Consider the following 12,129-nt stretch of genomic DNA (forward strand, 5'->3'; position numbering starts at 1 on the left):
CGCTTGTCAACAACCGCTCTCGCGTCGACCGGGACCCTGTTGCGTGTTTCGGTAGGGTGATCGATCAGATTTACGCGAACATCGAGAACTGGATTCGCGACCGTCGAATAGCTCGCCGTCTGCGGCGGCGTTAAGAGACTGAACGCGGACTACTCCAACAGGCCGGGCATTATATCGTCCAAGACTGCTTGCAAGGAACAGCGTGCGTTAGAGGCGTCGTCGCGGCCTGCCGGTCTCGGCCATTGCGATCATTGCCAGATCGTCATGAGGTGGCTGCTCTGCGGAAAAGCGAGCCTCTAGCGGCGTCGGTCGGGGCCCTTAAGGAAAGCCAAAGGTCGTACTACTTCGAGTCGGGCAACCCCAGCCGATCCGTGCCGGCCGCCCTTGCGACATCTGGCTACTGCGACAACTTCTGTCTGGGGTGTCCATTTAACCGGAGTCAAACCGTCGCCAAGGCCGGTTCTGCCGAGGGCGCTCGAGACTGGGAGGATGTCCGCGTTTCCGTGGCGGCGTGGGCGGCCTGGGGACCTATCTTGCGCGTCAGATCCCGGTAGCGCACGGGGTCATGGGCGACGGCGAGTTCCAGGACCCGGTAAAACAGCAGCCCGCGGCTACGTGGAGCCGACGGCGTCCAGCGCTGGCTTTGTAATAGTGTTCTCCACGTTTCAGCCGTTCTTGCAGACGCCGCGTTCGCTTTTTCTACCGCCTCGATGCACATCGCGTTGATTTGGCTACCCCGACTTTCGCACTGGCGTGGGACCTCGCGCCCGACTTCGGCGCCCGTCGACAGAATGATCGTGTGTAAAGGGCGATTCAGATTGACCAATGACCGGTAACTGGCTTTATGAAGATCCGCAGTCTGACGTGGCGAATCAAAAAGCTTTTAATACTCCGTGTTGAGACAAAGCATTGCTTGATATTTGTCAGATGCGGGGGTAGCCGCATCGACCCCTTACTTGCCCATTGCTTCTGCTGCCACCTTCTCTTCGGCCAGCAACGAAAGCGCCTCGTCAGTCGCCTTCTCTTCCTTCAACGTTTCGGCCAGGAGTTTCGCCGCCTCTGTTTCTCCCAGTTGCCTGGCCAGTGCAATCAACGAACCGTAAGATGCGATTTCATAGTGCTCAACCTTCTGAGCTGCGGCGATCAGCGCCGTGTCGAGGACAGGGCCTTTCTCAATCTCGTCGATTTGCTCCTGCCCCTCCTCGACAAGACCTTCCATCGCGACGCACTTGACGCGCTTGAGCTTGATTTCACTTGTCTCGACGATCTGGTCGATCCGTTGAACCTGCCCCAGCGTCTCTTCGAGGTGTTTCTCGAATGCGGCCCTGAGATCCGGGCTGCTCGAAGCGCGTGCCATCTTGGGCAGAGACTTCGTCATCTGTTTTTCGGCGCTATAGATATCCGATAGCGAATGGATAAACAGATCCTTGAGGGTCTTGGTAGGCATGACTGTTCCTTGATTGAATTTCGGAACTGCACCCGGGATGAGTGCAGCGTGATGCGAGTGGATCCAACATAAATCCGGCAGCGAGACAGAACTGCTTAATCGGCGATCGTCAGGGGAACCTCGTCCACGGACATGCGCGATTCGATCTTTTTCGTATCCGTATCGGCGCTCATACGATCAATCGCGTTGGTGATTTCCTCAGCGAGTGCGTAGTGCACCATATGCCCCGCTCCGGGCATCACGGTCAGGTCGCTGCATGGCAGATCCCGATGCAGCCGGACGGACTGCGCTTCGGGGGCGACGATTTTGTCGCCTTCGCCTGCGAAGATACTCACGGGCATTTTCAGTGCGCCGTAACCCGCGTGAAAACGTGCTGCGGACGGGATCATGAACGCGGCATCCTCCGCCGCTGCCCGGATCTGCATGGGTCGTAGCAACATTTCACGGGGCACGACATCCAAATACCTGTCGGGCATCGGTGCTGGCGCGAACATCGCCTCCACGCTGCGCCGTAGCATGACGCGACTGGTTAGCGGCGAAACCGTATAACGCAACGCATCGCCTAACACAGGAAGCGCCACCGGTGTCGCCAGCGCGACATCCATGCGGGCCGAAGGATAGTAATAGCCTGAAATCAGCACGAGGCCCCGTACCTCCGTCGGAAATTCTGTTGCCAGGCCGAGTGCAACCAACGTGCCCCACGAATGCCCCACCACGACGGGCTGCTTCACATCGATCTGTACGAGTGCCTGCCGTATGACTGTGGCTTGGGCCTGCGCGGTCCAGAGGCGATCTCGCGGACGCAAGCTGTGTCCGAATCCCGGGCGGTCGAATGCGATCACCCGGTGATGTTCGGCTAACCGGTCTATCAAACCGCAGCCGATGAAATCCTGCAACTGGACGGCGTTCCCGTGCAGCAACACGACAACTGGCCCCTTGCCTTTGTCGATGAAGTGGAGCCGAACACCATCCACTTCGATAAAGCGGCCCAGGGGCGGATTATCGCGTTCGGCTTTGCGTGCCCGATGCAAAACCCACAGCGCTGTGGCTGCACCGGCGATTGCCGTGGCTGCGACCGCTCCGGCCGTGCCGCGAGATAAGCCGGCTTTCTTGAAAGAGGTGGGCATGACGTCCCTTGTAGAAGGTACAGGTAAGAAAGATCAGCATTCCAGAAAATCGGCGCTTGATAAGATTGGAGCGACTGCGTCTCGTGCGGCCGCACTGCATTACTTCTTCCCTTGAGGTGTAGCCTCGTCGGGTGGAACATCGCCAGGTGACGGCTCACCAGGCATCTCATCTTCCGGGCCTTCTTCATCCGGCTCGATGCTGGGCAGGCCACTATCTTCCTCATCTTCGATCCGCGTCGCTCCGCCTGTCGCCGGCGCATCGCTTGAAGGAAAGGTGTCCTCGATTGTCTGGTCAGTAACGCCGTCGGGCTTTTCGTCCGGTACGCGTTGCTCAACAGGTGTGTGCGTCATGATTCACTCCTCGTAGGTTTGTGGCTCCTGTGTAAGCGCAATCGCTGTGCCGCAAGAGCGCGACAATTTCATTTTTATCCGAGAAGTGCTCGCAACAAGGCAAGTTCAAATCCGACGTGCGACCCCGAGCCCTTCACTCGTGTCCTTGAAGACACGATGTGCGCGCGCCGCAACGTATTCCGGTCCCAAGGGCTGCCCACACGCCGGGTACGAGCAGAATGATCACGGCCCACGCTTTTGCGCCGCTTTCGCGCTACAACCCGCAGGAGGGACATGGCTTCATGGCGCGCCAGATTGCCAGAGCCCGCGGGGGCGAGCCCGGCCGGGTGCTGGTAGCGGCTTAACACGGGTTTGAATGCCAGCTACTCATAAAAGACATTGCTCTGCGTAAAAACAGGCGAAGCTGGAACGATTGCGGCATGGGGGATAGCGGTTTCAAACTGTACTGCGTATTGCGTTTTCAGTCATGCATCTTCCGCGGTGCGCATCAGGTGTGAAGCCGATCCCGCGAAGCCCTTGCTAACCATCACGCGTACTGCCGCAGGCACTCCGAGAATTCTCTTAGTGGATTGATACCGCTATGCTCGGCGCGACGACACCATTCCTGTAGCTGTGATCGCAATTGCTCGCGCGACCCGTTCGACCGCTCCCAGATAGCCAACAGGCCGTCGTGCAGATCCAGGTAGATCCGCAGCGTCTGGCTACCGTCGAACATTTCCGCCAATCGCTGCTGACGTCGATGGTTGTATGCACCGCCGCAAGCGCCGTCAAGCCATTTTTTTACAGCGCGTTTGAGGAGAAATCGTTCACAGAGGCCGATGTGTCTCATACGACTGAGTTCCTGCCGGTGCGCGCGTTCGGCCGACCGGGAATAGCGCGCCATCACTTCATAACGGTTGCGGAGAACGGCTTGAACCGTATCGTCATCGAGCACCGTCTTGCTCTTGACCAGATGCGGCGTCGGTGCCACCTTTTTCACCTTTGCCAGTCCCAGCGAAGAAAGAATGCAGATGTACATCCATCCAATATCGAATTCGAACCATTTACTCGAGAACCTGGCCGAGGTTGCATAGGTGTGATGGTTGTTGTGAAACTCCTCGCCGCCTATCAGGATACCCAAGGGAACTACGTTCGTACTCGCATCGGGCGAAGAGAAGTTGCGGTAGCCGATAAAATGTCCAACGCCGTTGACCACACCGCCAGCCCAGAACGGAATCCACATCATCTGGACGGCCCAGACCGAGACGCCGACTACACCGAATAGCGCTACGTCGATCACCATGAGCAAACTGATGCCGAGATTCGGATACTTCGAATAGACGTTGCGCTCCATCCAGTCGTTCGGCGTGCCGTGGCCGAATTTCCGCAGCGTTTCTTCGTTCTTCGCTTCAGCGCGGTACAGTTCCGCGCCGCCCAGCAATACGGTCCAGATCCCACGGATTTGAGGGCTATGCGGATCCTCATCGGTCTCACATCTCGCGTGGTGCTTGCGATGGATGGCAGCCCACGTTCCCGTCAGCATGCCCGTTGTCATCCACAACCAGAAGCGGAAGAAATGGCCGGCAACCGGATGCAACTCAAGCGCCCGATGTGCCTGGCAACGGTGCAGGTAGACCGTCACGCTGACGATCGTGACGTGCGTCAGCAGCAGAGTCGTAAGCAGGATTTGCCACCACGGCAGCGAAAGCAGGCCCTGCGAGAAAAACGTCACCAACGAAGTAATCAAATGGACCTTCTTTTTCAGGCAACAATGACCGCAGACACCAACGCTCGCGGCTTGAACCCTCCGGGAACGCAATGGCGCTACAACGACACCAGGCAGAGTATGCGCCCGCCTGTTCCGTGCGTCGGTACGGTGCCGTACCTGTCGACCCCGCGGGCGATACCCACGGCTGGGTGTCGAAAGGAGATCCGCTAAAGAGCCATCACAGGTGGCCGGCTCACGCGAATTGACCTCGACATCGATTGCCAAACACAGTGAAATAACTCATCGCTCTACATAAGACGCCGCAGAGCCGGTTGCGCCAGTTTGTTAGAGTCGCAATGCCGCCCTTTCCTCCGACCAGTACCCCGCCTTGCCGTAGAACGCGTACAACTTCGCTTCGAAATCGCGCTCCAGCGGAATCCTGTTGTCGTAGTCCGGGCTATCCTTGATCTCGTCGCTTGTCAGTTGTGTCGAAACAGTCGAATCGAGCCAGTCAATAAGGAAGATCCACTCAGTTGCCAACAACACTTCCTTTGACGCCCACCAGCTTTGCGTATCGACGGTGAGATAGCGGATAGTCCAGGCCTCATCGTCGAAAATGAATCCGGACACATGCCCAATGTCGCCATCGGCCCCCTCGACGTGGTAACCATCCACCTCGTCAGTGCTATGCAGATGGCTGTCGCCCGGCGAGCTGTCGCCGAACAACGGGAGTTGCGCAAGCGTCTCCGGTGACACAGGCGATAGGGCCGCACGGCTGAACGCCGGATGGCTGCCCGCGCCCCACACGTCTATGCCGCCCCAATACACGGGGTAACCGTAGTAGCGAAGATACTCGGCTTCGTGTTGACGCGAGACGGGTTCGTCGGTATCGAGAGGAGGGCTGTCGCTCACCTGCTGACGCGTGAGATCGACGTGGACGCTCAACGACGCCGGATCCATGCGGATGACCGAATAGGGCGAGATCAGCACGCGCCGCCCGTCGATCCAGTTTCCTGTTTTGACCACCAGGTAGCGGATACCCCATGCATCGTGATCGAAGTAGGCCTCTTCGACATTGCCTATTTCGCCATCGCTCGCGGCCACCGTACATCCCTTCAGACTCTCGATACTTCGCAACATGATTCGATGCTCCTGCTATGTGTGAAACGGCATCAATGAATGCACTCACGATTGCCGAACGAAGGATAAATATCCGCTGCGACGATCTTGCCCGCTACAGCGTCTTGAGTCGGGTCACTTTCGTACCGTCCACGGTCGCGCCTGCCATCAGGCCGCCATTCGTCAGCACGAATGCATTGATCTGACCGGTTGTGCCCGTGTCGAGATCACCGTTGGAGCCAACCTTCAACACCGCCACCGATGCATCAGCCCCCGCTGACCAGCCTTCGCTGCTGCGAAATCGATCGAGTGCATTCGCGGTCATGAACAGAAAGACGATCGCCTTCGATTGCGCGCCGGCTTGCAAACCAACCGAAGCACTCGCGGTGCTGTAGTACCCCACCGATTTTCCACCGACACGCAGCGCCCCTTCTCCATACTGTCCGCCCAATCCGATACCGGCATTGATAACCGTCGGAAACACGAGCAAGCCGCTCGACTTGCCGACCAGTTCGCGGGCGCCGGGAGCCACGTTATAGAGCCGGGTGAGCGTAAAGTCGACACCGGAGTCGATGGTACGGCGCTTGTCCTTATGCTCGGCCATCGTGTCAGTCCGGCAGGCGTCGCCGTACAGCTGGACAGCGACAGACTGGCAGCAATCATCGATCCCGGCACGCCCCAGAGGAATGTTCGTCGTTGCACACCCGTCTCCCTGTTGAACGGATGCGTCCGACGCTACGCGAGAGTCCGTACGGAAGCGGTACGGCAGCGTACAGACACGCCGCTGCGCACTCATTAGGCTTGAGCTTAGCGGCTAACTAACGATTGGCCGCCAGGTGCAGTCGTGATGGCTCTACTCATGATGGTTCTCATGGGAAAGATATAAAGCCCAACTCTCCGCTGCCAGTTCACCCAATGGTGACGGACTCGGCAAATCCAAAGGGAAAACATGAACGATTCAACGTGGGGCATTCTGACCGGAATGACGACGATGTTTGCCTTCTCGCTCTACAGGTATCGGCAAAGCCTGGCACGACGAGAGAAAATCCGCGGGCTGAATGAACATCACGTGATCGACAGATTGCGCGCGAGGCTAGGCTTGTAGCCACCGGTTCGCAACAAACCGGGACGGCCTCGTCAGGCTACCCGGCATCTGCAGAAAGAGCGCTCGCGTTTCGCAATATTTGCCCCGCTTTCCTTATGCCGCCGTCTTGATCGACACAAGCAACGCGCCAGCTAGCGATGATCATGAAGAGCCCGGTCCCTTCAACGCTCTGAAGTTTGCCGACGCGCAGAGTCGCGAATTTCTGTCACACGTTGGCAACGTTCAACAGCGTGGAATAGGGAAAGCAGCGAGAAAATCAGCGGCAGGGGCGCGCTGCTCTGTGGAAGTCGGTACGGTGCCGGACGGATTCCGTGACCGCCGGCGCGTAACATAGAGTGAACGCCGATTCAGCGGGCCACTGTGTGGCCACGAGGCAAGGCATGCGACGGTCGCACGAATCCCGACGTGTCGGCCGCCGCCCACGACAGTGTTCAAGTAGCAATGGAGTGCCAGTCAGAGCAGTGATGAAAGAGCCGGTCCGCGTCCAGGCCGACGGAATGCTCGACGCAGCCTTCAGAAAGCAATCCGGCAAGGACATCCTCGATGGCGAGGTCCTTGCCGTTCCGCTCTAACGCAGCGAGGATCGATGTGTCGCATCATCACTTTGAAGACGATCTCGCTCACCTCGAACGCATAGTCCCGCAACTCGCCGTTAACAGCCCGCTCGGACTCCCTTATTGGCGTGGCCGTATTGCAGCGCTGGAAGCAGTTCAGGGATCGCTTCCAAATGGTGCGCGGCGGGTGACGCGTCTACTGATTGCGTTCGAGCGGATCCAAAAACGATCCGCTTGACAGTTACGGCATCCTGCACAGGCGTCGCACGGAAACTTTCGTTGCCACAGACGTTACCATGCGCGCTTGCCAGCATGCGCCGCCATGCGAAAAAAGGCTGCAAACCGGAGGCGACTGGACCGCAATGATCATTCGGTGAAATATGCACCGGTTGTTGACGAACCTGACTTATGTGCCGAGTGCCCGCGACGGGCCGCAGAAGCCTCCGCTGTCTCGACCAATGCGACCATAGTGGGCGTTTCAGACCAGACGTGGCCGCCCGTCAGCTTGTGACGGATCGCCGTGCGCTCGACGATCCCACGTCGACTCAGCGACGGTAGCGGGCCCGACGCGCTTTACTGTGCCTCAAAACCGACTACACGATGCCAGAATTCGTCCGCGCGCCCGTCCGGGCAGCCCTCCCGTTGCCACAATGCATACGCGCGCTGGCTAAGGTGATGATCTAGCGCCCGATGCCAGTACAGCTCCGCTCGCCCGTCCGGGCGACCGTCTTGCTCCCATAGAGCATAAGCGCGTTCACGAACCGACTGTTCCAGTCCGTCCTTCGTTTCGGAGCTTCGTTCAAGGTCGTCACCATAGGAAGTCATCTGCCGGCTCCGGCTGACATGCAGTCGAGCCGTTAAACGTTCGATTTCATCGTCAGGAACCAAACGGCCGTTCGCTGCAGCCTCCAGTGCCTTCGCTTCGTATAGGCTATCGTCGGTTGCATTTCCCATTTCCCCCAGGGTGATGGGGTACGTGTGCAGCACAGCGCCTCTGCCATTCAATACATCAACAAGTCGTTGCATTACAACTCCTTCAATCGTCGTTCGCATCAGATAGGGGCCGACGCTTACAGTTGGGCCACCTTGAGAACGACTGTAGCGATACATTTTGCGTTCCCTGTCATTTTTCGATGGCACGAGAAATACACTCTTGCTCCCTTTTTGCTGCTCGGCAAAGGATGGTGCGACAGCAGCGAGTCGCTGTCTGAGCGAACATCAGTTAATCGTGTGACCTGCGCGACGCATTGAGCATTGAACTGGTTTTCTGACGGTGTCGCGCCGCGCAGGTCATCTGTCCACCAGAGCTCGTCAGGAAACCGGCACGTAGGGCACTTGTCCTGCGTGCCGACCCGCAAGTTCGTGTACGACAGCCAGCGTGATCAGCGCGGAGCGCGTCATATGATGTTCTCTTGCCGCCAGATCGACTTGCTGCAGCAAGGTGCTAAGCAAACTAACCTGGATGCTGGCGGCTTGCGAGGTAACCCGCGCAAGATTGATGTCGACAAACATCCAGATCCCTTCCCCATCGTCCATCTCGAGCGCATGCAACTCCGACGTACTGCACGTCGGGGCGGGTATAAGTTGCTCGCTACGGTCATACGTCAATTCGACTGCCCGCTTCGCATCGATCTTTACTTCGTCCATTGATTTGCCGTGCGCAACCGCACGGGGAAAATCGGGAAAACTGGCGCGAAAGCTGGCGTCACCTTCGCGGTGGACATAAAGCGGATATTGCATGATCTGCTCCACTCGAACTGCGGACTGACTGGAATTCGATGTGTCAAAGCCCGCTCGCCTGAACCTTGCCGTCGACGATGTCCTTCCCGTATTGCATCGCAAGGTCGATGGCATCGCCTGCAGTGGTGGGACTCGCTGTATCAAACACCGTCGCATAGCGCTGGGCCTTGGCCTCGCTGGGCTGGATCGTGTCGATTCGCACGACGGACGAAAACTGACGCGGACCCGTGGCATACGGGTCACGATGCAGCGGAAATTCCTGATGAGAGTAGGCACGTAGTTCGTGCCCTCGGTATTCAATGGTGGGAATGGTCATGATGACACGCTCCGTAAGCGGTGCTGACCGTCATTGAACTCTATCCATCCGGATGCTGAAAAGGGCGGCCAGAGGTACATCTGGACTACTTCACAATGCGCTCAATGGCACTGCAAAGCAAGCGAAATCTTGCGGACGCAAGAATAGATGACAGCGACTTGCCAGCCTCTCGTCGGACGGCGAGACCGTCCGGCCGCTGCATACGTCATTGCTGCCGCACGGTCCCTGCGACGCTGCCGCAGATCACCAGACCAGCAAGTCGGAGAAGCTGGCCGAAAGCCCTGAACCGTTGATAGCCGCTGCGCGCCTGGGCGCTGCCAACAAGATTGCACGGCGTCAGGAACAGATCGGGCAAAGCATACGGAACAACGCGCTACTGCGCAGGTTATATCGGCGATGTGCGCTCGCGGTCCGTTGCCGCGCCGATGGATTTCGCGGGTGGTTTGAAGCCTATGTGAGGGTAGCTGGCAGACCTTCGATCCGCCAACATCGCGCCGCGCATCGGGCGCGTGCTGATGGCGTAGGGTCGTGACGCCGCGGACGTCGCAATCAGTCATGCATTCGGGCCAGCCGTGCTAACGCACTTCAAGATGCACTGCGACGAGGAACGACCGGGCTGCATTCTGCCACCGCTGAGAGTGGCGCACTACGCAGTGCTGAGCCTTCGTGGTGGGTGCAGAGGTGATGGCTACGCACCGAAGTTTCTCCCGGCGGCCGCTTTGGGCAAAGCCGAATGCCCGGTGTGAGACGACCCGAGCCGACCGACCGAGTCAGAGACCAGCCGGCCATGAAGCACCGACGAGGTTTCCTCTTTGGATGTCTGTCTATCAATGGTTCATCGGCTATTTCTTCATCAACGTGTGTCGCGGAAGACTGATGGTGAATATGCATCCCACGCCGGGAATATCGCGCACGCTCAGAACGCCGTCATTCAGCTCGACGCTGCGACGTGCTATAGACAGGCCGAGTCCAAGCCCGGACTTATCCGCACCGAACTGCTGGAACGGCAGAAACATCTGTTCTGCCTTGCCTGGCGGGAGACCACCGCCATGATCCTTTTTTTCAATAAGAATCTTGTCGGCGACGGCATATGCATTCAGGGTGACGTCAGAGTTTGGTTGAGTAAATTTGAATGCGTTTTGTATGAGATTACCGAGCGCCGAATAAAGAAGGCCGCGGTTTCCGCTAACAGCCAGTTGGGGATCGACTGGCGTTACCACCAGGCCGCACCCGCGTAGATGTGCGGCCAGATTTGCGGCGTGCTTTGTTTCGTTTATGAAGTCTGCAAGTGAAAACAGCGTCCATATCGCGCTATCGCCTGAGGGGATGCGAGTGTCTTCGATTGAATGCTCAATAAGTTTCCCCAAGCCCGCCAGGCTCCGCTCGAGGACGGCACCGGTAGCGCCAAACAGGGGCAAATTTCCGGCTTTTGCTGCGGCGAATGCGAGAATTGCAGTGTGCAGAAAGCTGCGAAGCTCATGGGCGAACGACCCCATGCGCTCGCCTTCTTCCACGGCGTGTTGAGTAGCCATCTTGAAGTCTCGCTGATAACTGAACTCAGTGACTGCGTCGGCGATTGCGTTGTCGAGGCAGCGGTTCAGCGTGCGACACTCGTCGATCGAAAACGGCGCATCGCGTTCATGTGCCAGGTCGGTAATGGCCTGGCATAGATCTCCATAATCATGGATAGCCTGATCAACCGTGTACCCCTACCGTAACAACTCGTGTCCGTGCTGGGCTGCCGCCTCTCCAATGTCCGAACGACCCGCAACGCTTCAATGAGCTGTTCGAGAAACAGCGGCACGCCGTTTTCGAGTTGCACAACAGACGCGCCGCGCGCCGGCCGCTGGGCCGCTGGGCCGCTGGGCCGCTGGGCCGCTGGGCCGCTGGGCCGCTTTGGTCCTGCTCCGCGATAAAAGTTCGTCGCGGTTATTTGCCAGAAGTGTGTGAAGCATGATGCCTCCCGCACGGGTGCGTGAGGAGTGCCGGATACGGACCCGTGCGGCCGGCGCTCCGACTCACCGACGGACCTGCTCGGACATCAGATCAGCGACTGATCGCGGCGCAGCCCGGAGGCCCGACGTACGAAAGAATCAGTGCCACTGACCACACGGCCAGCTGCAAAGCCAGCATGATGCGTCTGAAGCTGCGCATTCTCTTCTCCACAGGCGCCCGAGGCGCTCTTCATTGAGGCTGCCTCCACAGGAGGCCTGTCCTGGAAAGAGGCTGGAGGGCGGTAAGAACGCGTGTCGGGATTTCCCGGCCGTAGTCTCAGAGCGATTGCCTGGCCTGGCGTGCGCGCAGTAACGCACCGGAGAAACTGCCCCTCTGTGCACGCATGCGACGTGCCCGGAAGCTCGCAGCACCAGTCTGTCGATAACGATTGAAGCCTGGCGATTGATGCGGCGCTGATGAGCAATTACGGTTAAACGCGCCACTCCCGGCAATTGTCGTGTCGAACCTGTCGTTGTCAAAAGTGCATCTCGACCGTGCTGTCGACACCTGCCCGCGAGGCAGATTCCGCGCGACCGGCTCGCGCACACAAGTGGGATCTACCCATTTGCATTCACTGACTCGATCTCCCTACTTCTTTAGGGTTGCGGCGACGTCCGCGGACAGCCAGGTACAGCCGTTGCGCCCTCTGCTGCGTCACGAACCGGAGCGTCCGCCCGGTCGATCCACG

Annotated in this window: 9 protein-coding genes and 2 pseudogenes; 1 reads left to right on the forward strand and 10 read right to left on the reverse strand. The window is 58.5% G+C overall.

Translation table 11 applies throughout. The features are described 5' to 3' along the window. Positions 1-952 precede the first annotated feature (952 nt). The 9 genes and pseudogenes from LJ655_RS15820 to LJ655_RS15860 all read right to left on the reverse strand — a co-directional run bounded on the left by LJ655_RS15820 (position 953) and on the right by LJ655_RS15860 (position 9,446). Positions 953-1,447: a YciE/YciF ferroxidase family protein gene (locus LJ655_RS15820; protein WP_230562188.1), complete on the reverse strand. Its 495-nt coding sequence runs from the start codon at positions 1,445-1,447 to the stop codon at positions 953-955. 95 nt (positions 1,448-1,542) lie between these two features. Beyond that, positions 1,543-2,574, reverse strand: coding sequence for an alpha/beta fold hydrolase (locus LJ655_RS15825; protein WP_230562189.1), 1,032 nt, complete (start codon positions 2,572-2,574; stop codon positions 1,543-1,545). A gap of 99 nt (positions 2,575-2,673) precedes the next feature. Continuing rightward, positions 2,674-2,925, reverse strand: a complete 252-nt coding sequence (locus LJ655_RS15830) for a hypothetical protein (RefSeq protein ID WP_230562190.1) — start codon at positions 2,923-2,925, stop codon at positions 2,674-2,676. A gap of 526 nt (positions 2,926-3,451) precedes the next feature. Then, a complete protein-coding gene (locus LJ655_RS15835) occupies positions 3,452-4,636 on the reverse strand; it encodes a DesA family fatty acid desaturase (protein WP_425605813.1) in 1,185 nt (394 codons plus the stop codon). A gap of 321 nt (positions 4,637-4,957) precedes the next feature. Beyond that, positions 4,958-5,752: a PRC-barrel domain-containing protein gene (locus LJ655_RS15840; protein ID WP_230562192.1), complete on the reverse strand. Its 795-nt coding sequence runs from the start codon at positions 5,750-5,752 to the stop codon at positions 4,958-4,960. A gap of 94 nt (positions 5,753-5,846) precedes the next feature. Next, a pseudogene (locus LJ655_RS15845) lies at positions 5,847-6,433 on the reverse strand (BPSL1445 family SYLF domain-containing lipoprotein). A gap of 1,530 nt (positions 6,434-7,963) precedes the next feature. After that, positions 7,964-8,416 carry a DUF2934 domain-containing protein gene (locus LJ655_RS15850; RefSeq protein ID WP_230562193.1) on the reverse strand — a complete coding sequence of 151 codons (453 nt, stop codon included), beginning with the start codon at positions 8,414-8,416 and terminating at the stop codon, positions 7,964-7,966. A gap of 285 nt (positions 8,417-8,701) precedes the next feature. Continuing rightward, positions 8,702-9,130: a type II toxin-antitoxin system HicB family antitoxin gene (locus LJ655_RS15855; RefSeq protein WP_230562194.1), complete on the reverse strand. Its 429-nt coding sequence runs from the start codon at positions 9,128-9,130 to the stop codon at positions 8,702-8,704. A 43-nt stretch (positions 9,131-9,173) separates the two neighbouring features. Continuing rightward, positions 9,174-9,446: a hypothetical protein gene (locus LJ655_RS15860; RefSeq protein ID WP_230562195.1), complete on the reverse strand. Its 273-nt coding sequence runs from the start codon at positions 9,444-9,446 to the stop codon at positions 9,174-9,176. Between the two features lie 371 nt (positions 9,447-9,817). Here LJ655_RS15860 and LJ655_RS30230 point away from each other — a divergent pair. After that, a pseudogene (locus LJ655_RS30230) lies at positions 9,818-10,054 on the forward strand (transglutaminase family protein); the annotation flags it as partial. A gap of 234 nt (positions 10,055-10,288) precedes the next feature. Here LJ655_RS30230 and LJ655_RS30235 read toward each other — a convergent pair. Further along, complete coding sequence (locus tag LJ655_RS30235; RefSeq protein WP_329959706.1) at positions 10,289-10,978, reverse strand: sensor histidine kinase; 690 nt, start codon at positions 10,976-10,978, stop codon at positions 10,289-10,291. Positions 10,979-12,129: the final 1,151 nt, after the last annotated feature.

Origin of the sequence: Paraburkholderia translucens (assembly GCF_020881035.1) — a bacterium.
GTDB classification, from domain to species: Bacteria; Pseudomonadota; Gammaproteobacteria; order Burkholderiales; family Burkholderiaceae; genus Paraburkholderia; species Paraburkholderia translucens.